18 protein-coding genes are annotated in these 20,329 nt (G+C 70.1%); 4 read left to right on the top strand and 14 right to left on the bottom strand.

Annotated elements, in window-relative coordinates; all coding sequences use genetic code 11:
• Positions 1-60: 60 nt before the first annotated feature.
• From AB0M01_RS12570 to AB0M01_RS12560, 3 genes are read right to left on the bottom strand one after another with little or no spacing between them, the layout of a single operon-like run.
• The gene (locus AB0M01_RS12570; RefSeq protein WP_363668579.1) at positions 61-414 is read right to left on the bottom strand and encodes a GntR family transcriptional regulator; all 354 of its coding nucleotides are present in this window, start codon (positions 412-414) and stop codon (positions 61-63) included.
• 22 nt (positions 415-436) lie between these two features.
• The gene (locus tag AB0M01_RS12565; protein ID WP_363668577.1) at positions 437-865 is read right to left on the bottom strand and encodes a VOC family protein; all 429 of its coding nucleotides are present in this window, start codon (positions 863-865) and stop codon (positions 437-439) included.
• A 9-nt stretch (positions 866-874) separates the two neighbouring features.
• On the bottom strand, positions 875-1,324 hold the full coding sequence (locus AB0M01_RS12560; protein WP_363668574.1) for a helix-turn-helix transcriptional regulator: 450 nt from the start codon (positions 1,322-1,324) through the stop codon (positions 875-877).
• A 78-nt stretch (positions 1,325-1,402) separates the two neighbouring features.
• Between AB0M01_RS12560 and AB0M01_RS12555 the strand changes: the two genes are divergently transcribed.
• Positions 1,403-2,104 carry a class I SAM-dependent methyltransferase gene (locus AB0M01_RS12555; protein ID WP_363668573.1) on the top strand — a complete coding sequence of 234 codons (702 nt, stop codon included), beginning with the start codon at positions 1,403-1,405 and terminating at the stop codon, positions 2,102-2,104.
• On the opposite strand, the gene AB0M01_RS12550 is transcribed toward AB0M01_RS12555, so the two are convergent.
• The 5 genes from AB0M01_RS12550 to AB0M01_RS12530 all read right to left on the bottom strand — a co-directional run bounded on the left by AB0M01_RS12550 (position 2,067) and on the right by AB0M01_RS12530 (position 8,043).
• Positions 2,067-3,008 (bottom strand): glycoside hydrolase family 19 protein, encoded by a 942-nt coding sequence (locus tag AB0M01_RS12550; RefSeq protein WP_363668571.1) that lies wholly within the window; start codon positions 3,006-3,008, stop codon positions 2,067-2,069. The genes AB0M01_RS12555 and AB0M01_RS12550 overlap by 38 nt on opposite strands.
• A gap of 172 nt (positions 3,009-3,180) precedes the next feature.
• Entirely contained in the window at positions 3,181-4,128 is a 948-nt protein-coding gene (locus tag AB0M01_RS12545) for a glycoside hydrolase family 19 protein (RefSeq protein WP_363668569.1), read from the bottom strand.
• 108 nt (positions 4,129-4,236) lie between these two features.
• Entirely contained in the window at positions 4,237-6,021 is a 1,785-nt protein-coding gene (gene aspS, locus AB0M01_RS12540; protein ID WP_363668567.1) for an aspartate--tRNA ligase, read from the bottom strand.
• Positions 6,018-7,358: a histidine--tRNA ligase gene (hisS, locus tag AB0M01_RS12535; RefSeq protein WP_363668564.1), complete on the bottom strand. Its 1,341-nt coding sequence runs from the start codon at positions 7,356-7,358 to the stop codon at positions 6,018-6,020. The genes aspS and hisS overlap by 4 nt, the downstream gene beginning before the upstream one ends.
• A gap of 4 nt (positions 7,359-7,362) precedes the next feature.
• The gene (locus AB0M01_RS12530; protein ID WP_363668562.1) at positions 7,363-8,043 is read right to left on the bottom strand and encodes an MBL fold metallo-hydrolase; all 681 of its coding nucleotides are present in this window, start codon (positions 8,041-8,043) and stop codon (positions 7,363-7,365) included.
• A 235-nt stretch (positions 8,044-8,278) separates the two neighbouring features.
• Here AB0M01_RS12530 and AB0M01_RS12525 point away from each other — a divergent pair, with 235 nt between their 5' ends.
• The 3 genes from AB0M01_RS12525 to AB0M01_RS12515 all read left to right on the top strand — a co-directional run bounded on the left by AB0M01_RS12525 (position 8,279) and on the right by AB0M01_RS12515 (position 11,258).
• Positions 8,279-9,505 (top strand): DUF349 domain-containing protein, encoded by a 1,227-nt coding sequence (locus tag AB0M01_RS12525; RefSeq protein WP_363668559.1) that lies wholly within the window; start codon positions 8,279-8,281, stop codon positions 9,503-9,505.
• A gap of 111 nt (positions 9,506-9,616) precedes the next feature.
• A complete protein-coding gene (locus AB0M01_RS12520; protein WP_363668557.1) occupies positions 9,617-10,480 on the top strand; it encodes a hypothetical protein in 864 nt (287 codons plus the stop codon).
• 40 nt (positions 10,481-10,520) lie between these two features.
• On the top strand, positions 10,521-11,258 hold the full coding sequence (locus tag AB0M01_RS12515; RefSeq protein ID WP_363668555.1) for a phosphotransferase: 738 nt from the start codon (positions 10,521-10,523) through the stop codon (positions 11,256-11,258).
• On the opposite strand, the gene AB0M01_RS12510 is transcribed toward AB0M01_RS12515, so the two are convergent.
• The 6 genes from AB0M01_RS12510 to secD all read right to left on the bottom strand — a co-directional run bounded on the left by AB0M01_RS12510 (position 11,255) and on the right by secD (position 20,269).
• Positions 11,255-11,908, bottom strand: a complete 654-nt coding sequence (locus AB0M01_RS12510) for a hypothetical protein (RefSeq protein ID WP_363668553.1) — start codon at positions 11,906-11,908, stop codon at positions 11,255-11,257. The two genes, AB0M01_RS12515 and AB0M01_RS12510, sit on opposite strands and share 4 nt — an antisense overlap.
• A gap of 13 nt (positions 11,909-11,921) precedes the next feature.
• Complete coding sequence (locus AB0M01_RS12505; RefSeq protein WP_363668551.1) at positions 11,922-14,117, bottom strand: alkaline phosphatase family protein; 2,196 nt, start codon at positions 14,115-14,117, stop codon at positions 11,922-11,924.
• A 175-nt stretch (positions 14,118-14,292) separates the two neighbouring features.
• Entirely contained in the window at positions 14,293-16,497 is a 2,205-nt protein-coding gene (locus AB0M01_RS12500) for a bifunctional (p)ppGpp synthetase/guanosine-3',5'-bis(diphosphate) 3'-pyrophosphohydrolase (protein ID WP_363669454.1), read from the bottom strand.
• A gap of 292 nt (positions 16,498-16,789) precedes the next feature.
• The gene (locus tag AB0M01_RS12495; RefSeq protein ID WP_363668549.1) at positions 16,790-17,329 is read right to left on the bottom strand and encodes an adenine phosphoribosyltransferase; all 540 of its coding nucleotides are present in this window, start codon (positions 17,327-17,329) and stop codon (positions 16,790-16,792) included.
• Positions 17,330-17,342: 13 nt separating this feature from the next.
• A complete protein-coding gene (secF, locus tag AB0M01_RS12490; RefSeq protein ID WP_363668547.1) occupies positions 17,343-18,527 on the bottom strand; it encodes a protein translocase subunit SecF in 1,185 nt (394 codons plus the stop codon).
• Complete coding sequence (gene secD / locus AB0M01_RS12485) at positions 18,527-20,269, bottom strand: protein translocase subunit SecD (RefSeq protein WP_363668545.1); 1,743 nt, start codon at positions 20,267-20,269, stop codon at positions 18,527-18,529. The genes secF and secD overlap by 1 nt, the downstream gene beginning before the upstream one ends.
• Positions 20,270-20,329 lie beyond the last annotated feature (60 nt).

Below are 20,329 nucleotides of genomic sequence, written 5' to 3'. Positions count from 1 at the left end.
GCTACGTGGTGTACAGGGCTCGACAACGTTGTCGAGCGAGAATCTGGAATCGTTTCCGAGCTACCAGGCCTCGTCGAGGATCCGGCCGGCTTCGGAGCGGCTGATCCCGGCCCGGCGGGCGGCCCGGGCGAACGCCTCGGCCGCCGTCCGGGTCTCCTCGTCGTCGACCTGGCTGCGCGCGGCGAGCACGAAGGTCCCGTTCCGGCCCTCAGTGCGGACCAGGCGGTCCGCCTCCAGCTCCTTGTACGCGCGGGCGACCGTGTTCACCGCCAGGCCGAGATCGCCCGCGAGCTGCCGGACGGTCGGCAGCCGCGTCCCCTGCGCGAGCTCCCCGCTCCGGATCAGCTGCTCGACCTGCTTCTTCACCTGCTCGTACGGCGGCTCGGAGCCGGCCGGATCCACCGAGATGTCCACCCGGCCGATCCAACCACCTCGCTCAGGCGAAGTCCTCCGCGGCGTACGGGTGCTGCTCGACCAGGACCAGCCAGTTGCCGGAGTTGTCACGCAGCACCGCCTCTACGCCGTACGGGCGCTGGGACGGTTCCTGGATGTGCTCGACGCCCTTCGCGACCAGCTCGTCGAAGGTCTTGCGGCAGTCGTCGGTGGCGATGCCGACGCCGTGCATCATGCCCTTGGCCATGATCCGGCGGATCGCCGCCGCCGACTCCTCGTCCATCGGCGGACCGGGCAGCATCAGCGCCAACTCGAGCTCCGGGTGGTCGCGCTGGTAGACCGTCACCCAGCGGAACTCCGGGCTGAGCGTGATGTCGTTGCGCAGCACGAAGCCGAGCGTGCCGGTGTAGAACGCCTTCGCCTCGTCGAGATCGTTGACGTAGACGGTGACCAGGTGGACGTTGGTGATCACTGTTGCTCCTCAGCTGTCGTCGGTGCTTCGACCGTACGGCGACGGGCGCCCGTCCGGCTTCGCCGGAATTGCGGAGCTGAGCCCGAGCATGAAGACGTAGCAGCCGGGGATGCGCGCGCCGGTCTGCGTGCGCTGGTACTCCGACGGACTGACCCCGACCAGCTCGGTGAACCGCCGCGTGAACGAGCCGAGCGCGGCGTACCCGACCATCGTGGACACCTCGGTGACGGTCAGATTGGTGGCCCGGAGCAGATCGGTGGCGCGCTCGATCCGGCGCCGGGTGACGTACTGCATCGGCGTCTCGCCGTACTCGGCGGCGAAACAGCGCAGGAAGTGGTACTTCGAGACCCCCGCGGCGGCAGCCAGCGCGGCGAGGTCGAGCGCGGCGGCGTAGTTGCGGTCGGCAACGTCGCGGGCGCGGCGCAGGTGCGGGAGCAGGTCGGCCGGCACCGAGGTCATGCTGCTGAGGCTAACCCGAGTTTCGGGAGTTGCCGAAAGTCTGGCGGGTGGGTCGGGGGTGGGTGAATGCTGACCGTCATGGAGATCCGCAGCAGTTCGGGCCAGTGGGGTGAGGGACCGGGGGCGATCACGCCGGACGGGAGCCCGGTCGCCCTGTACATCGACGCCGAGCCGAACGGGGACGACGAGATCGTCCTCCGAGCAATCGGTGACCACAGAACAGTTCTTGAACTGGGCTGCGGCACTGGCCGGATCACCCGGCCGCTGCTGGCCCACGGCCACCAGGTGGTCGCGGTCGACGAGTCCGCCGACATGCTCGCGCACGTCTCCGCCGAGACCGTCTGCAGCCCGATCGAGACCCTGCGCCTCGACCGCCGCTTCGACGTCGTGCTGATGATGTCGTTCCTGATCAACGCCCCCGACCCGAAGGCCCGCGAGCGCCTGCTGGCGACTTGCGCCGAGCATGTCCGGGACGGCGGCGTCGTCGTCCTGCAGCGCCACGACCGGGCATCCTTCGCGGAACCAGCGGTGCTGGAACGCCCAGGCCACCGGCTGGAGATCACCGACGTCGAGCACCTCCCGGGCGACATCGACGCCGCCACGATGACCCACGTCGTCGGCGACGACACCTGGTCCCAGCGCGTGGTCGTGCAGAACTTCACCGACGAGGAGCTCGAGACCATGCTCGCCGAGGCGGGTCTGGGGTCAGTCACCTACCTGACCCCAGACCACACCTGGTTGATTACTCGCCCGCGATCGCCTCGAACTGCGCTCGGGTGAGCCGGCTCGTGTCCTCGGCCATCTTGCCGGTGCGGCTGCAGTTGACCGCCGGCGCGGGCTGGCCGGTGAGGTAGGCGATCGCCGCCTGGAAGCTCGCGCAGCGGCGGCCGTCCTCGGCACCCGCCGGGTAGCCGATCGCCGCGTTGACGCGGCCCATCTTCAGCTGGTCGGCGTACGGGTTGATGTTGCGCGCCACCGTCCAGTACCAGCGCGCGATCTGGGCGCTGTAGCGGATGTCGCGGGCCAGCTCCGGGTTGCCGATCAGGTCGATGCCGAGCCACTGGCCCGCGGGCCGGTAGTTGAAGTCACCGGTCAGCTGGATGTAGCCGCGGCCGCCGTACGGGCGGGTGTCGCCGATCTCGCGGATGTTGTACTCCAGCCGCGACTCGTGAACCAGCGTGGCCAGGAAGGCGGCCTTGCGGTACGGCGTGTTGATCTGTGCGTCGCGCATCGCCTGGTTGAGCGACGGCAAGCCGGTCTGCACCAGCGACGGGTTGGCGATCCGGCTGCCGAACATCGCCTGGACGTCGGCCAGCGTGATGTCGCCGGTCGGCGGGTTCGGGTTGCCGCCGCACTCGGCGACTCCGGGCAGCTTGTCCTGCGGGATCGCGACGTACGCGACCGTGACGTACCCGCCGAGCGCGGGCACGTGCGCCCACCAGCGGCTGGAGCCGCCGCTGACGGTGACCAGGTCACCGAGCTTCTGGCAGTCGACGTCGATCGAGGTGGGACCGGGCAGCGTGCGGACGACCGGCGACGACAGGAAGGCGTCGGCCCGGACGTTGACGCCGGTGCCGTAGGTCTGGAAGACCGCGGCCTGGGCGGGGGTGGCGGTGACGAGGCCGGCGACGGTCAGGCCGGTCAGCGCCACGACGGCGGTGAGGAGATGACGGATTCTGCGCATGACGTGCTCCCGGGGCGGGAAGGGCGGACGGAGCGTCGCGTCGTGAAAAGTTGTCTACCCCACGAGGCGACGTAGTCACTTTCCACCCGACGCTGGGCGACACTCAACCCTTTCCATGCCCGTCGCACGGTGCCGTGGCCGGTAGCTGCCACGGCACCGCGCTTCAGGAGGCTCAGCCGACGGTGCCCGGCGCCTGCCCGAGGGCGTCGAACTGCGCCCGGGTGAGCTTGCTGGTGTCACCGGCGTACGCCTTCGAGCGGGTGCAGATCACGCCCGACGGCACCGACCCGGACAGGTAGCGCAGCGCGTTCTTGAACGAGTCGCAGCGTCGCTGGTCCTCCGCGCCGGCCGGGTAGCCGATCGCGGCGTTCACCTTGCCCATGTTGAGCGCGTCGGCCATCGGGTTGATGTTGCGGGCGACGGTCCAGTACCAGCGCGCGATCGGTGCCGACCACTGCAGCGAGCGGGCCAACTCGGGGTTGCCGAGCAGGTCGATGCCGAAGTAGCGGCCGGCCGGGCCGTAGTTGAAGTCGCCGGTGAGCTGGATGTACCCGCGGCCGCCGTACAGTCTGGTGTCGCCGATCTCGCGGATGTTGTACTCCAGCCGCGACTCGTGCACCAGCGTCGCGAGGAACGCCGCCTTGCGCCTCGGGGTGTTGATCTGCGCGTCCCGCATCGCCTGGTTCAGCGACGGCAGCCCGGTCTGCACCAGCGACGGGTTGGCGATCCGGCTGCCGAACATCGCCTGGACGTCGGCCAGCGTCACGTCACCGGTCGGCGGGTTCGGGTTGACCGCGCACTCCGGTACGCCGGGCAGCTTGTCGCCGGGAGTGTCGATGTACGCGACGGTCGCGTAGCCGTCGTGCGCGGGCAGGTGCGCCCACCACCGGGTCGCGGGCCGGCCGGCGACCGTGACGGTGTCGCCGGCCTTCTGGCAGTCGACGTCGACGTTCACCGGCCCGGCGAGCACCTTGACCACCGACGCGGACAGGAAGGCGTCGGAGCGGATGTTGAGGGCGGTCGCGGTGGTCCGGAAGCCGACGGCCTGCGCGGGCGTGGCGGTCAGCGCGAGCCCGAGGCCGGCGAGGGCGAGGACAGCGGACAGAGTTCGCTTGAGCATGGCGTCTCCTGGGGCGGGAGGGACGGGAAACGCCGTACGAGCCTGGTGTCAGGTTCGTACGGCGTTGTCACCGTCCCACGCGCAGGAGGGCGTTGCTCAAGTAGGCAACTACCCCTTGGCCTCGGACTTCTCCTCCGGCTTGGCGTCCACGCCGGCCTCCTTGCGCTGCTCCGGGGTGATCGGGGCCGGCGCCGCGGTCAGCGGGTCGTAGCCGCCGCCGGACTTCGGGAACGCGATCACGTCGCGGATCGAGTCCGCGCCGGACAGCAGCGCGGTGATCCGGTCCCAGCCGAACGCGATGCCGCCGTGCGGCGGGGCGCCGAACTTGAACGCGTCGAGCAGGAAGCCGAACTTCTCGGTCGCCTCCTCGTCGGTCAGGCCCATCACCTTGAAGACCCGCTTCTGCACGTCCTCGCGGTGGATACGGATCGACCCGCCACCGATCTCGTTGCCGTTGCAGACGATGTCGTAGGCGTAGGCCAGCGCCGAGCCCGGGTCGGTGTCGAAGGTCGCCAGCGAGTCCGGCTTCGGCGAGGTGAACGCGTGGTGCACCGCCGTCCAGGCGCCCGAACCGACCGCGACGTCACCGGCCGCGGTCGCGTCGTCGGCCGGCTCGAACAGTGGCGCGTCGACGACCCACAGGAACGACCAGGCCGACTCGTCGATCAGGCCGCCGCGGCGGCCGATCTCCAGCCGGGCCGCGCCGAGCAGCGCCCGTGAGGTCTTGACCGGGCCGGCGGCGAAGAAGATGCAGTCGCCCGGCTTCGCGCCGACGTGGTCGGCGATGCCCGCGCGCTCCTGGTCCGACAGGTTCTTGGCGACCGGGCCGCCCAGCTCGCCGTCCTGACCGACCAGCACGTACGCGAGACCGCGCGCGCCGCGCTGCTTGGCCCAGTCCTGCCACGCGTCCAGCTGCTTGCGCGGCTGGTCGGCGCCACCGGGCATCACCACAGCACCGACGTACGGCGCCTGGAAGACCCGGAACGGGGTGTCCTTGAAGTACTCGGTGCACTCGACCAGCTCCAGACCCATCCGCAGGTCGGGCTTGTCGGAGCCGAAGCGGGCCATCGCCTCGGCGTACGTCATCCGCTGGATCGGGGTCTGCACCTCGTGCCCGGCGAGCTTCCACAGCTCGACCAGGATCTCCTCGGACAGCGCGATGACGTCGTCCTGGTCGACGAAGCTCATCTCGACGTCGAGCTGGGTGAACTCCGGCTGCCGGTCGGCGCGGAAGTCCTCGTCGCGGTAGCAGCGGGCGATCTGGTAGTAGCGCTCCATGCCGGCCACCATCAGCAGCTGCTTGAACAGCTGCGGCGACTGCGGCAGCGCGTACCAGGAGCCCGGCTGCAGGCGCGCCGGGACCAGGAAGTCGCGAGCGCCCTCCGGCGTCGACTTGGTCAGCGTCGGCGTCTCGATCTCGACGAAGTCGTGCTTGGCCAGCACGTCGCGGGCGGCCTTGTTCACCTTGCTGCGCAGGCGCAGCGCGGCACCCGGGCCCTGCCGGCGCAGGTCGAGGTACCGGTACTTGAGCCGGACCTCCTCGTTCACCGGCGTCGCGTGGTGCTCCTCGACCGGGAACGGCAGCGGCGCGGCCTCGTTCAGGACCTCGATCTCCTCGGTGATGATCTCGATCTCACCGGTCGGCAGGTCGGCGTTCGCGTTGCCCTCGGGGCGTGCCGCGACGGTGCCGACGATCTTCAGGCAGTACTCCGAGCGCAGGCCGTGCGCCGCGTCCTCGTCGCGGATGACCACCTGGACGGTGCCGCTGGAGTCGCGCAGGTCGATGAACGCCACACCGCCGTGATCGCGCCGCCGCGCCACCCAGCCCGCCAGCGTGACGGTCTGGCCGGTGTGCTCGGCTCGGAGCGAGCCGGCGGAATGGGTACGGATCACGAGTTCTCCTGAGGGGTTTCGATGCCGGGTCGTACGTCGTGCTGCGGCGGCGCCCAGGTGGCCGGGTCGGCCGCGACCTGCTCGCCGCTGCGGATGTCCTTCACCTCGGGGCCGTTGTCGGTGCTGAACCAGACGAACGGGATCCCGCGGCGGTCCGCGAACTTGATCTGCTTGCCGAACTTGGCCGCCGCCGGGGCCACCTCGACCGGGATGCCGCGCTGCCGCAGCGCCGCCGCGGTCCGCATCGCCCCGGCGCGCTCGTCCTCGGTGTTCAGCGCGATCAGGACGGCGGTCGGCGTACTGCGGGAGCCCTTGACCAGGCCCTGGCTGAACAGCCGGGCGATCAGCCGGGACACCCCGATCGAGATCCCGACCCCGGGGTACGTCGTCCTGCCGTCGCTGGCCAGCGAGTCGTACCGGCCGCCCGAGCAGATCGAGCCGTAGGACTCGTGGCCGATCAGCTGGGTCTCGTAGACCGTGCCGGTGTAGTAGTCCAGGCCGCGCGCGATCTTCAGATCGGCGACCAGGAGGCCGGGGGCGTGCTCGTTGGCGGCCGTCATGATCGCCGCGAGCCGCTCCAGCCCCTCGTCGAGGACCTCGTGCTCGACGCCGAGCGCCCGGACCTGCTCGACGAACGCCGTGTCGGTGCTCGAGATCTCCGCGAGGCGCAGCACCTGCTTGGCCGTCTCGGCCGCCAGCGCGGGACCGTCGGCCGCGGTCAGCAGCTGGGTCACCTTGTCCGGGCCGATCTTGTCCAGCTTGTCCACGATCCGCAGTACCGCGGTGACGTCCTCGATGCCCAGGCCGCGGTAGAACCCCTCGGGGATCTGCCGGTTGTTGACCTGGATCCGGAACGGCGGGATCGGCAGCTTGCTGAACGCGTCGGCGATCACCAGCGGCAGCTCGACCTCGTAGTGGAACGGCAGCGTGCCGTCCCCGACGATGTCGATGTCGGCCTGGGTGAACTCGCGGTACCGGCCCTCCTGCGGGCGCTCGCCGCGCCAGACCTTCTGGATCTGGTAGCGCCGGAACGGGAACGCCAGCTTGCCGCCGTTCTCCAGCACGTACCGCGCGAACGGGACCGTCAGGTCGAAGTGCAGCCCGAGGTCCACCTTCTCGTCCGCGGGCGCGCCGAGCCGCCGGACGGCGTAGATCTCCTTGTCCGCGTCCTCGCCCTGGTTCGACAGCCGCTCGACCGGCTCCACCGCGCGGGTCTCGATCGAGGCGAAACCGTGCAGCTCGAACGTCTCCCGGATGGTGTCGAGGAACTGCAGCTCGACGATCCGGTCCGACGGAAGGAATTCGGGGAACCCACTGATCGGGGTCACCTTTGCCATTGCTCTATGTCTCCAGGTCCTGCAAGTAGGGGTTGGTCGCCTTCTCCCGGCCGATGGTGGTCTGGCCACCATGACCCGGCAGGACGACGATCTCGTCGCGCATCGGCAGGATCTTGGTGGCCAGCGTATGCAGCATCGTGGGATGGTCACCGCCGGGCAGGTCGGTCCGGCCGATCGAGCCCGCGAACAGCACGTCCCCGGAGAACAGCACCGCCGGGACGTCCTCGGGGCCGTCGTACGGGGTGGTGAAGGTGACCGAGCCCTTGGTGTGCCCGGGGGTGTGGTCGACGGTGAACCGCAGGCCGGCGAGCTCGAGGCCCTGGCCGTCGGTCAGCTCCGCGACGTCGTCGGGCTCGGCGAAGGTGTGGTTGCCGCCGAGCAGCAGCGCGGCCGACTCCTTGCTGATCCCGGCCATCGGGTCCTTCAGCAGGTGCCGGTCGTCGGCGTGGATCCAGGCGGTCGCGTCGTACGTGCCGCAGACCGGGAGCACCGAGAACATGTGGTCGATGTGACCGTGCGTGAGCAGTACGGCGACCGGCTTCAGCTTGTTCTCCCGGACCACCTGGTCGACGCCGCTCGCGGCGTCCTGACCGGGGTCGATCACGATGCACTCCGCGCCCTGGCCGGTCGCGACGACGTAGCAGTTCGTACCCCACGATCCGGCGGGGAACCCGGCGATGAGCACGACTGACCTTCCTGAACGGGTGCGGGACCATCCAAGGTTACCGGTCGCCGCGGCGCGATCTCGCACCGGATTGTGACGCAACACCGTTGCGTCCGGGCGGGGAGTTTGTGATTGTTCAGTGATAGCTGTCGGGACAGGCTCCCGACGCGCCCGGGGCGGCCCTGAGCACCGAGTTGGACCAGGGGCCGACCAGAATGGGCACGAGCGCAGTACATACCGCCGGAAGGGGCGAGTTGTGGCCGAGGAGAGCTGGGGCCGGGTAGCAGACGACGGAACGGTGTACGTCCGGACCAAGGACGGCGAGCGGGCGGTCGGCCAGTGGCCCGACGCCAACCCGGAGGAGGCCCTCGCCTTCTACACCCGCCGGTACGACGCGCTGGCCTTCGAGGTGGACCTGCTGGAGAAGCGGGTCCAGGCCGGGACGGTGTCGCCCGACGACGCCCGCGCCGCGGTGAAGAAGGTGACCAGCTCGATCACCGACGCCCAGGCGGTCGGCGACCTGGACGGCCTGCTGAGCCGGCTCGAGGCCCTCACCCCGCTGGTCGCCCAGCAGCGCGAGAAGAAGAAGGCCGAGCGCGCGGCGAAGGTCGAGGAGGCCCGCGAGGCCAAGACCAAGATCGCCACCGAGGCCGAGACGATCGCCGCCGGCACCGACTGGCGGCACGGCGTCACCCGCCTGCGCGAGCTGCTCGACGAGTGGAAGGCGCTGCCGCGGCTGGACAAGTCCAGCGACGACGAGCTGTGGCACCGCTTCTCGTCGGCCCGGACGACGTACACGCGGCACCGCAAGCAGCACTTCGCCGAGCTGTCGTCGAAGCGCGACGAGGCCGCCACGGTCAAGGAGCGGCTGGCCGCCGAGGCCGAGGCGATCGCCTCGTCGACCGACTGGGGCCCGACGTCGGGCCGCTTCCGCGACCTGATGCGCCAGTGGAAAGCCGCCGGCCCCGCCCCGCGCGAGGTCGACGACAAGCTGTGGGCCCGCTTCCGCAGCGCCCAGGACACCTTCTTCGGTGCGCGGGACGCCGTACAGGCCGAGGAGAACGTCGAGCAGCAGGCCAACCTCCAGGCCAAGGAGGCCCTCCTGCTGGAGATCGAGGCGATCCTCCCCGTCACCGACGCCAAGACCGCCCGCGACCAACTCCGCGGCCTCCTCGACCGCTGGGACGAGATCGGCAAGGTCCCCCGCGACTCGATGCGCCCCATCGACACCCGCCTGCGCGCCGTCGAACAAGCCGTCAAGTCCGCCGAGGACGACGTCTGGGCCCGCAGCAACCCTGAGGCCCGAGCCCGCGCCGAGGCGACGGTCAAGCAGCTCCAGTCCCTCATCACGGACCTGGAGAAGCAGGCGGCCAAGCATGACTCCCAGGGCAACGCGCGGAAGGCGAAGGAAGCCCGCGAGGCGATCGCGGCTCGGCGCGAGTGGCTGACGCAGGCCCAGAACGCGCTGTCGGACTTCAGCTGACGTCGTACCGGCGCTCGACCACTCGCTGTCGAGCGCCGGTACCAGCTGGTGCGGCACCTGCCTGTGGACAACTGAAAGCACGGCCACAGGCCTTTCGGTCATCCTGCGGGGATGCTCCCGTACGAAGCGCCGCTCTACTTCTGCGGCATTCCGTTCACCGCGCGCCAGGTCGGCAGCAAGCTGCGGTGGCTGCTGGGCGCCGGTGAGATCCGCGCGGTCCTCAAAGGCGTGTACGTCGACGTCCGCGTCCCCGACTCCCCCGAGCTCCGCGCGTCCGCGTTCACACTCCTCGTGCCACCCGACGCCATCGCCTGCGGCCGCACCGCCGCCTGGATCCACGGCATCGAGACCACCGCCCTCGGCCCCTCCGAGCAGGTCAACCTGCAGTGGACCCGCGACTCCGACGACACCGTCGAAGTCGCCGGAGTCCGCGTCACCAGCCCGGTCTCCACCACCGTCGAGCTGGCGATGCAACTCCCCCGCCCGTTCGCCTTGTCCGCCGTCGACGCGATGCTCCGCGCCGGCAAAGCCGACCGCTGGGCCGTCCGTGCCGCCTCCACGGCGTACGAGGGCCGCCCCGGCATCTTCCAGGCCCGCCAGATCCTGTATTACGCCGACCGCCGAGCCGAGTCCCCCGGCGAGTCCTGGCTCCGCCTCCGCCTCCTCGACGCCGGCTTCGGCCGCCTCAACCTCCAGACCCGTGTGCGAGGACCCGAACGCGAGTACCGCATCGACCTCGCCTACCCAGAGCCGCTGGAAGACGGCCGCCGCTTAGGCCTCGAGTACGACAGCGACAAATGGCACTCCCGCCCCCGAGAGGAAGCCCGCGACGAACGCCGTCGCAACGAGCTGGCCGCGCTCGGCTGGCACATCATCTCCGTCCGCCGCACCGACCTGTGGGGCCGATACCCCGCGCTGGAGCTAGCGGTCGGTAGCTACCTCAGCCAGCAACCCCGGCTCCCGCGGCGGTGGTAATCGTGTTGTGAGGCCCGGTGGGATTGGTGAGACTGCGCGGATGGACGACGTCGAGGTTGTGCTGGCGCATCATGAGTGTGCGACGTTGCGGGTCGGGGACGTGTTCTTGAAGGTTGACGGGGATCAGGCGCGGACCGATGTCGAGGTGGCGGCGATGGAGTTGGCGCCGGTGCCGACGGCGGAGGTGTTGTGGCGGCGGGCGCCGGTGTTGGCGTTGGGGCGGGTGGCGGGGGTGCCGCTCGGGCGGTTGGGGTCGCCTTCGACGGCTTCGGTGGAGGCCTGGCGGGCGGCGGGGGTGGCGGTACGGCGGTTGCACGAGGCGCCGTTGCCGGGGTGGCGGGGGCGGAGCATCGACGCGAAGGCGGTGAGTCTCGACGAGGAGTGCGGCTGGTTGCTGGCGAACGGTGTGCTGCCGGCGGAGCTGATCGAGCGGAACCGCGCGATCGCCGAGGCCGCGTTGCGGCCGTGGGAGCCGGTGTTCATGCACGGGGACCTGCACGTCGCGCACGTGTTCGTCGACAGGGACCGGGTGACCGGCGTACTCGACTGGTCCGAGGCGGGGCAGGGTGACGGGATGTACGACGTCGCCAGCGTCACGCTCGTGCACCCCGAGCGGCTCGACGACTTCCTCGCCGGCTACGGCGACGACGTCGACCGGGACGTGATCCGGGGCTGGTGGGCGCTGCGCAGTCTCACGGCGATCCGTTGGCTGGTGGAGCACGGGTTCGACGTCGATGCGCCGGGTGGCGAGCTCGATGTACTGCGGCGCAACGGCTAGAGAATCACCCGCTCACCGTGCCAGCTCGTGAGGGTCGAGAAGACCGTGCGGCCGAGGTGCTCGTTGATCGTGTTCAGGCCGGTGAAGAGGGATTCCGGAGTGGTGCTGGTGATCAGGTCCCGCCAGCTCCCGGCACCACCAAATTCAAGGACCCGCCTCGGCAGATCCGTGGCGGCCCACACGATTTGCAGCCGGGCAGCGTGATGGACGCGTTCGACGGCGTGCTGCAAGTTCGTCGCGTGCAGGTTGGTCAGGTCCGGCGCCCAGTCGTAGTACGGCACCCACTCGACAGCCCCGGTGCCGGTGAAGCTCGACCGTAGCGTGCACGGCGTCCCGGACAGGTTGTCGAGCACCTGGCGGTGGATCGCGTCGAGGTTGCGGTAGCCGTTGTAGCGCTCCTCGTAGACCTCGGGGGTGAGCATGCCCAGCACCACCCTCGGGTCGCGCGGGTGCACGCGGAACTCCCACGTCGCGATCAGCGTGTCGCGGATCGAATAGCTGACGAGGGACCCCGCCGAGCCGGAAGTGATCGGCTCCCCGCTCGGCAGGGTCTCGAACGACGGCGTGACGGTGTCAGCCGTCGTCGCCAGTCCGGTCGTCATCGCGGCGAGCACGCTCGACTGCAGCGCGGCACCGACCAGGCTGTCCATCGTCTCGGTTTCCTCAGCGGTGCCCGGCGATGCGCCCGGCGTACCGATGCTTGAAGCCGGTCTCGCTGTCGTCGGTGATGATCACGTCGTAGAAGCCGTAACGGTCCGTCGGCCAGTCGATCCGCAGCGACTTGTTGGCCGGTACGGCGACCGTGCGGGGCCGGCCCTCGTAGTCGTTGCGGGTCAGCGTGAACACCAACTCGTGCTTGCCTTCGTTCCGCAGGACCAGACCGAGGACCGGGTTCGGCCCCTTGGTCTCCAGGTGCGCGTCGACCACCGGAATGCCGCGCTCGGACGTCGCGACCACCGCGCCCGCGAAGGTCCGGACGAACCGGTCGGGCCCGTAGATCGAGAACGCGTAGCGGCCGTCGGTGGCCGTCGTGTCCCACTCGTGCGTGCGCTGCCGGCCGGGCAGCACCGTGTACGGCGTGGCCTCGAACGGGAAGTGCTCGTCGGGGTAGACCGCCATCGAGACGCCGGTCGACGTCCGGCCGCCGTCGTTCGACAGCGTGGCGACCACCTTGCCGGCACCGCGGTGGACGGTGACGAAGGCGTGCTGCTGGTACGGCGCCGGCTTCGGCGTCACCCCACCTTGCGACGTCACCGGGACCGGCATCGACTGCTCGACGGCCGGCGGCGCCATCGGCGGCAGTGTCGCGTCCATGTGGAAGCGGTCGCGCTCCGGAGCCGGGTTCGGCAGCGCCGGGACCGAGAAGTCGGGGTTGGCGAAATCGAGCGCGCCGCCCAGGTTGTTCAGCAGGCTCCGGCGCCACTCGGTGATGTTGGGGTTCCGGACCTTCAGCCCCTGAGTCTGCAGCAGCCAGTCCTCGATGAACTGCTGCGTCGAGGTGTGGTCCATGACGCCGGAGTACGAGTGCCCGCCGCGGGTCCACGGCGAGATCAGCAGCGCCGGGACGCGCGGACCCGGGCCGATGTGCCCGGCCGGGTTGGCTCCGGAGGCCGGCAGGAACTCGTCCGTCGTGCCCGCCTCCGGGACCGGCGGCAGCACGTGGTCGTACAGGCCGTCGGCCTCGTCGAAGTTGACGATCAGCAGCGTCGAGTTCCAGACGTCCGGGTTCGACGCCAGCGCCTCGATGACGCGACTGACGTACGAGCCGCCGCGCTCGCCGCCGCTCGGGTGCTCCTGGTAGGCGTCCGGCGGGATCAGGTACGACACCAGCGGCAAGGTGTCCTGCTTGCAGTCGGTGATGAAGTCCTGCAGGTAGGCGTTCAGGTACGCCGGCCCGAAGTCGTCGGTGTTCGGCGGCGTCGGCTCCGGGAAGATCTGCTTGCCGTTGGCATCGAAGTGGTAGCCGCCGCGCTCGGCGGCGGTCTTCGCGGGCTCGGTCGTGGCGCCGAACGGCACGTCCGCACTGGAGGCGAACCAGTCCCGCACGCCCTTGAACTTGTTCAGGATGTTGAGCCCGTAGTTCGTCCCCGGAGACCGGCTGATGTAGACGTTCCAGGACGCGCCCGCGGTCTCGAGCTGCTCGACGAAGCTCGGCCACGTGTACGGCGAACCGGTGCCGTTGTTGTTGTACGCCGACTGGAACCCGCGCCCCGGTGCGTTGCCGCCGCTCGGGTCGATGGTGCCCGACATCAGGTAGTACCGGTTCGGGTACGTCGCGCTGAAGATCGAGCAGTGGTAGTGGTCGCAGACCGTCCACGCCTGTGCCGCCGCGTAGGCCCACGGGATCTCGGCCTCGGTGAAGTAGCCCATCGTGCGCGGGGACTTCGCCTGCACCCATCCGTTGTTCGCGCCCTTGTTCCAGGCCCGCTGGCCGTCGGGCCAGCCGTGCGGGAGGTCCCAGCCGCCGAGCGCGTTCATCCGGGCCGAGTCCATCCGGAACGGCAGCACGTAGCCTTCCGGCCGGGTCGGGTCCGGCTGCTGGAAGACGTTGGTGCCGTCCGGGTACTGCAGCATCTGCCGGTCCTCGAACCCGCGGGCGCCGGGGATCATGCCGAAGTAGTGGTCGAACGACCGGTTCTCCAGCATCAGGATCACCACGTGCTTGAGGTCCCGGATGGTCTTCGTGATGCCGTGCGGCCGGCCGTCGGTGGCGGCCTGCGCGGCCGCCGTGTTCGCCAGGCTGCCCAGCCCGACCGCGCCGACGGCCGCCGCGCCGCCCAGCATCACCGAGCGCCGCCGGATCCCGGCCGGGTCGGTCGTCGGTTCGTCGAGGTCGCCTGTTCGTTCTCCTGAGGTCACGCCTGTGCCTTCCTCGTCGCGTCTGCCGCCGCTCGCTGCGTGCGCGACGGCCCTCGGCGACATTTCTCCGCTCAGGTGAACGTGGCCCCAATGCCGACCGACGCCGACGGGCATTCCGTACGACGGCTGCGGCCCGGACCGGGCCGCGAGCCGACGGACGGACTCGAGAAAGGAACTACTGGGTGACGCGGTAGACGTCGAAGACGCCCTCGACCGAGCGCACCGCCTTCAGCACGTGCCCGAGGTGGGTCGGATCGCCCATCTCGAAGGTGAAGCGGGACTTGGCGATCCGGTCCCGGGTCGTGGTCAGCGCCGCCGACAGGATGTTCACGTGGTAGTCCGACAGGACCCGGGTGATGTCCGACAGCAACCGCGCCCGGTCCAGCGCCTCGACCTGGATGGCGACCAGGAAGACCGACTGCGCGGTCGGGGCCCACTCGACCTCGACGATGCGTTCGGGCTGGGTCTGCAGGTTCTCGACGTTGGCGCAGTCGGCGCGGTGCACCGAGACGCCGGCGCCGCGGGTGACCCAGCCGATGATCTCGTCACCGGGGACCGGGGTGCAGCAGCGGGCGAGCTTGGACAGCACGTCCGTGGCGCCCTTGACGATGACGCCGGCGTCGCCGCGGGCGGTCCGCTTGCGGCGCTCGCGGGTCTGCGGGAGACGCAGGCCCTCGGCGAGGTCCTCGGCCGCGCCCTCCTCCCCGCCGTACGTCTCGATCAACCGCCGTACGACGGCCTGGGCGCTGACGTGGCTCTCCCCCACCGCGGCGTACAGGCCGGTGACGTCCGGGTACCGCAGCGAGTTGGCGACCGCCGTGAGCGTCTCGTGCGACAGCAGGCGCTGCAGCGGCAGGCCCTCCTTGCGGAGCTGCTTGGCGATCGCGTCCTTGCCGTGCTCGATCGCCTCGTCGCGGCGCTCCTTGGAGAACCAGTGCTTGATCTTGTTCCGGGCGCGCGGGCTCTTGACGAAGCCGAGCCAGTCGCGCGACGGGCCGGCGCCCTGGGCCTTGGAGGTGAAGACCTCGACGACGTCGCCGTTCTCGAGGGTGCTCTCCAGCGGGACGAGGCGGCCGTTCACCCGGGCGCCGATGCAGCGGTGCCCGACCTCGGTGTGCACCGCGTACGCGAAGTCGACCGGGGACGACCCGGTCGGCAGCGACATCACGTCGCCGCGCGGGGTGAACACGTAGACCTCGGAGTTGTTGATCTCGAAGCGCAGCGAGTCGAGGAACTCCGACGGGTCGGAGGTCTCGCGCTGCCAGTCGACCAGCTGCCGCACCCAGGGCATCTCGTTCGGGGTGCTGACGTCGGTGCTCGGGGCGGCGCCCGCGCCGACCTCCGGGACCGGGGCGTTCGGGTCCTCCTTGTACTTCCAGTGCGCGGCGATGCCGTACTCCGCGCGCCGGTGCATCGAGAATGACCGGATCTGCAGCTCCACCGGCTTGCCCTGCGGGCCGATCACGGTGGTGTGCAGCGACTGGTACATGTTGAACTTCGGCATCGCGATGTAGTCCTTGAACCGGCCGGGGACCGGGTTCCACCGCGCGTGCAGCACACCAAGGGCCGCGTAGCAGTCCCGGACCGACTCGACCAGGACCCGGATGCCGACCAGGTCGTAGATGTCGCCGAACTCGCGGCCGCGGACGATCATCTTCTGGTAGATCGAGTAGTAGTGCTTGGGCCGGCCGGTGACGGTGGCCTTCACCTTGGCGGCGCGCAGGTCCTCGTGCACCTGGTCGATCACCGAGGCCAGGTACTCGTCGCGCGACGGCGCGCGCTCGGCGACCAGCCGGACGATCTCGTCGTACACCTTCGGGTGCAGGGTCGAGAACGACAGGTCCTCGAGCTCCCACTTGATCGTGTTCATACCCAGCCGGTGGGCCAGCGGGGCGTAGATCTCCAGCGTCTCGCGGGCGATCCGCTCCTGCTTCTCCTGGCGCAGGAAGCCCAGCGTGCGCATGTTGTGCAACCGGTCGGCGAGCTTGATCACCAGCACCCGGATGTCCTTGGCCATCGCGACGACCATCTTGCGGATCGTCTCGGCCTGCGCGGACTCGCCGTACTTGACCTTGTCCAGCTTGGTGACGCCGTCGACCAGCATCGCGATCTCTTCGCTGAAGTCCTTGGTCAGCTCGTCGATCGTGTAGTCGGTGTCCTCGACGGTGTCGTGCAGCAGCGCGGCGCACAGCGTCGGTGCGGTCATACCCAGCTCGGCCAGGATGGTCGCGACGGCGAGCGGGTGCGTGATGTAGGCGTCACCGCTCTTGCGCAGCTGGCCGGTGTGGTGCTTCTCGGCGGTCCGGTAGGCCCGCTCGATCATCCCCAGGTCGGCCTTGGGGTGCGTGGCCCGGACGACCCGGAACAGCGGCTCCAGCATCGGCGCCCGGTTCGGGTGCCGGGTCCCGCCGAGGCGGGCCAGCCGCGCACGCACCCGGGCGGGCGCGATCCGCGGCGGTTGGGCGGCAGGCGGCGGCGCCGAGCTGACCGGGCGCACCGGTGCGGGCGCGCGCGGGGGCTCGTGCGGCACCACATCCGGTACCGCTGACGTCATCGCCGGGTCTTCGCCCACGTTGTGTCCCTCCGCCGACAGACCACCAGTCTAGGGGGTCACGGCCAACGAGGTGGACACGGCCTGTGGACAACACGCCGGACCGGCGTACGGACCGGCTTCAGACAGTGACGAGAGCGTCCACGCGCTCGCCGGAAAGCCGCTTCCGGCCGGGCAGGAAGGACAGCTCGATCAGTACGCCGGTGCCGACGATCTCGGCGCCGCAGCGCCGGACCAGCCGCAGGCAGGCCTCGACCGTGCCGCCGGTGGCGAGCACGTCGTCGATCACCAGCACCCGGTCACCGGGCGCGAACGCGTCCTGGTGCACCTCGATGGTCGCCTCGCCGTACTCCAGCTCGTACGACTCGGCGAACGTCGCCGACGGCAGCTTGCCCTGCTTGCGGACCGGCACGAAGCCGGCGCCGAGCGCCAGCGCGACCGGGGCGGCCAGGATGAAGCCACGGGCCTCGATCCCGACCACCTTGTCGACCACGACCTCGCCGTCGTCGTCCTTGCCGAACGCGGCCAGCGCCTCGACCACCTGGGTGAAGCCGGTGTGGTCGGCCAGCAGGGGGGTGATGTCCTTGAACACCACCCCCGGCTGCGGGTAGTCCGGGATGTCGCGGATGCCCTCGGTGAGGACCTGCTCCAGCGAACGCATCAACGACCCTTCGTCACTTGCCGCGCTTGGAGCGCGGCTTACGGCTCGGCTGCGGCCGGCCGGCCGCGCCGGTCGACTTCACCGGGCGGCTGGACGCCACCGGCGTACCGGCCTTGGGAGCACGGTCCTGCGGCCGTACGGCGGTCGCCGTACCGCCGCCGACCAGCGCACCCGCCGGCTCCGCGCCCGCGGCGGCGGGAGCCGCCGTACCGCTCTGCTGGGCGCGCTTGGCGAGCACCCGGCGACGCAGCGCCTGCATACCCGGCTCGCGCTCCTTGAAGGTGGCCAGCAGCGCCGGGGCGATGAAGACCGAGGAGTACGCACCGACCGCGATCCCGACGAACAGCGCCAGCGACAGGTCCTTCAGCGGACCGGTCCCGAGCACCACCGTGCCGACGACGAGGATCGAGCCGACCGGCATCAGCGCGATCAGCGTGGTGTTGATCGAGCGGACGACGGTCTGGTTCACGGCCAGGTTGGCCGCGTCGCTGTAGGTGAAGCGGTTCGAGCCGGTGATCCCGCGGGTGTTCTCGCGGACCTTGTCGAAGACCACGACGGTGTCGTACAGCGAGTAACCGAGGATCGTCAGGACGCCGATCACGGTGGCCGGCGTGACGTCGAACCCGACCAGCGCGTAGACGCCGACCGTGATCAGCACGTCGTGCACCAGCGCGATGATCGCAGCCATCGAGGCCTTCGGTTCGCGGAAGTAGATCCAGATCACCAGGAAGACCAGGACCAGGAAGACGATCAGCGCGAGGACGGCCTTGTTCGCGATCTGGTCACCCCAGGAGGCACCGATCTGCGACGTGCTGACCTGGTTCTCCGCGACGCCGGCCTGGTCGGCGATCGCGACCCGGACCTTGGTGATGTCGTCCTGGCTGAGCGGCCGGGTCTGGATCCGGACCTTGTCGCTGCCGATCGTGGTGACGACCGGGTCGCCGAGGTCCTGCGCGTTGGTCGCCTTCACCGCGTTGGTGAAGTCGTCGATCGTGGAGTCGGTGACCTGCACCGACGTCTGGTACTCGGTGCCGCCCTTGAACTCGATGCCCAGCGCCAGGCCGCGGACGGCCAGGCCGATCACGGAGACCGCGACCAGGATCAGCGAGACGGCGAACCAGACCTTGCGCTTGCCGATGAAGTCGTAGGAGACCTCACCGCGGTGCAGCTTCGCACCGATGTTTCCGAGCTTCGACATCAGACCTCCCCTCCCACGGGCTTACGCGTCGACTTGGCCGGACGGGCGGACGGTTTCATCTGGCCGGGCAGCCGCTCCACCCCGAGGTGCTCGGGGTCGAGACCGGACAGCTTGTGGCCGTGGCCGAAGAAGTCGGTCCGGGCCAGCAGCGTGACCAGCGGCTTGGTGAAGATGAAGACCACCAGCAGGTCGATCAGCGTGGTCAGGCCGAGCGTGAACGCGAAGCCCTTCACGCCCCCGACCGCGAGGATGTACAGCACGACGGCGGCCAGCAGCGAGATCGAGTCGGCCGCGATGATCGTGTGCTTGGCGCGGGCCCAGCCGGTCTCCACCGAGGAGCGCAGGCTGCGGCCCTCGCGGACCTCGTCGCGGAGCCGCTCGAAGTAGATGACGAACGAGTCAGCGGTGATACCGATCGCGACGATCAGACCGGCGATCCCGGCCAGCGTCAGGGTGAACCCGATCGCCTGGCCGAGCAGCACCACCGACGCGTAGGTCAGCGCCGCCGCGGCGGCCAGCGAGGCGACCACGACCAGGCCGAGGCCCCGGTAGTACAGGAAGGAGAAGATGATCACCAGCGCCAGGCCGATGATGCCCGCGGTGATGCCGGCCGAGAGCTGGTCACCGCCGAGCTGCGGCGAGATCGTCTCGACCGAGGAGACGTCGAAGGAGACCGGCAGCGCGCCGTACTTGAGCACGTTGGCGAGGTCGCGGGCCTCGGTCTCGGTGAAGCTGCCGCTGATCTGCGCCTGACCGCCCGGGATCGGGCCGTCGACGCTCGGCGTCGAGATGGTCTCGCCGTCCAGCACGATCGCGAACAGGTTGTTGCCCTGGCCGCGCTGGGAGATGGCGGTGGTGGCCTTCAGGAACTTGTCGCCGCCCTCACCGTTGAAGTTCAGGTTGACCTGCCACTGGAAGCCGCCCTGCGGGATGCCCGCGCTGGCGTCGGTCAGGTCGGTGCCCTTGAGGATCGCCGGGCCGAGCAGGTACTTGCTGGTACCGGCCTTGTCGCAGGACATCAGCGGCTTGTCCGGGTTGTCCTCGGGCTTGGCCGTCTTGGCGTCCGGGCACTTGAAGGTGGCGAAGGCCGCGGTGGTGGCCGCATCGGGCTGCCAGCTCAGCGGGTCGCCCGGGTTGGCCGGCGGGGTGGCCGGGGGCGGCGTCACCGGCGGGGTGCTCGGGTTCGCGGTCGGCGTCGGGGTCGGCGTCGCGGCCTTGCCGAGCACGCTGCTCCAGGCCCGGCCGTTCGGCGACGGGGAACCGGTCGGCTTCAGCGTCGTCGACGCGGTCGGCGTGGTGCTCGGCTTCGGCGTCGTGGACGGCTTGCCGGTCGGGGTTGCCGACGGCACCGGCGGCGGGACCGCCTGCTGGGCGTCGTACACGACCCGGAAGTACAGCAGGGCGGTCTGGCCGACCTGCTTGATCAGGCTGTCCTGGTTGGCACCGGGGACCGCGACGTTGATGTGGTCGCGGCCCGCGGTGGTGATCTCGGCCTCGCCGACGCCCGCGCCGTTGACCCGCTGCGAAATGATGTTCTTCGCCTCGGACAGCTGCTCGGCGGTGACACCACCGCCGCCGGCCAGGGACTTCGCGGTCAGCGTGATGGTGGTGCCACCGCGCAGGTCCAGGCCGAGCTTGGGCTCCCAGTGCTTGGTCAGCCCCATGATCCCGAACAGCAGGACCAGGATGACTCCGAGCACGATCAGGAGCCGCCCTGGGCGGGATGTCGTCGTTGATGCCACTGTGGATTCAACCTTTGCGCTTCTGGGCGCGCCGGGGTGTCAGGGTGACGCCGGGGCGCG

The sequence above is a fragment of the Kribbella sp. NPDC051770 genome, from assembly GCF_040681455.1.
Lineage (GTDB): Bacteria > Actinomycetota > Actinomycetes > Propionibacteriales > Kribbellaceae > Kribbella.
Note: the sequence above shows the minus strand (reverse complement) of the source record. Positions and strands in the feature narration are given on the sequence as shown.

Excerpts from the sequence above, each read along its gene's own strand:
- AB0M01_RS12560 (WP_363668574.1), bottom strand. The coding sequence starts at position 1,324 with ATGACCTCGGTGCCGGCCGACCTGCTCCCGCACCTGCGCCGCGCCCGC.
- AB0M01_RS12555 (WP_363668573.1), top strand. The coding sequence starts at position 1,403 with ATGGAGATCCGCAGCAGTTCGGGCCAGTGGGGTGAGGGACCGGGGGCG.
- AB0M01_RS12550 (WP_363668571.1), bottom strand. The coding sequence starts at position 3,008 with ATGCGCAGAATCCGTCATCTCCTCACCGCCGTCGTGGCGCTGACCGGC.
- AB0M01_RS12545 (WP_363668569.1), bottom strand. The coding sequence starts at position 4,128 with ATGCTCAAGCGAACTCTGTCCGCTGTCCTCGCCCTCGCCGGCCTCGGG.
- hisS (WP_363668564.1), bottom strand. The coding sequence starts at position 7,358 with ATGGCAAAGGTGACCCCGATCAGTGGGTTCCCCGAATTCCTTCCGTCG.
- AB0M01_RS12520 (WP_363668557.1), top strand. The coding sequence starts at position 9,617 with ATGCTCCCGTACGAAGCGCCGCTCTACTTCTGCGGCATTCCGTTCACC.
- AB0M01_RS12515 (WP_363668555.1), top strand. The coding sequence starts at position 10,521 with ATGGACGACGTCGAGGTTGTGCTGGCGCATCATGAGTGTGCGACGTTG.
- AB0M01_RS12510 (WP_363668553.1), bottom strand. The coding sequence starts at position 11,908 with ATGGACAGCCTGGTCGGTGCCGCGCTGCAGTCGAGCGTGCTCGCCGCG.
- AB0M01_RS12500 (WP_363669454.1), bottom strand. The coding sequence starts at position 16,497 with ATGCTGGAGCCGCTGTTCCGGGTCGTCCGGGCCACGCACCCCAAGGCC.
- AB0M01_RS12495 (WP_363668549.1), bottom strand. The coding sequence starts at position 17,329 with ATGCGTTCGCTGGAGCAGGTCCTCACCGAGGGCATCCGCGACATCCCG.
- secF (WP_363668547.1), bottom strand. The coding sequence starts at position 18,527 with ATGTCGAAGCTCGGAAACATCGGTGCGAAGCTGCACCGCGGTGAGGTC.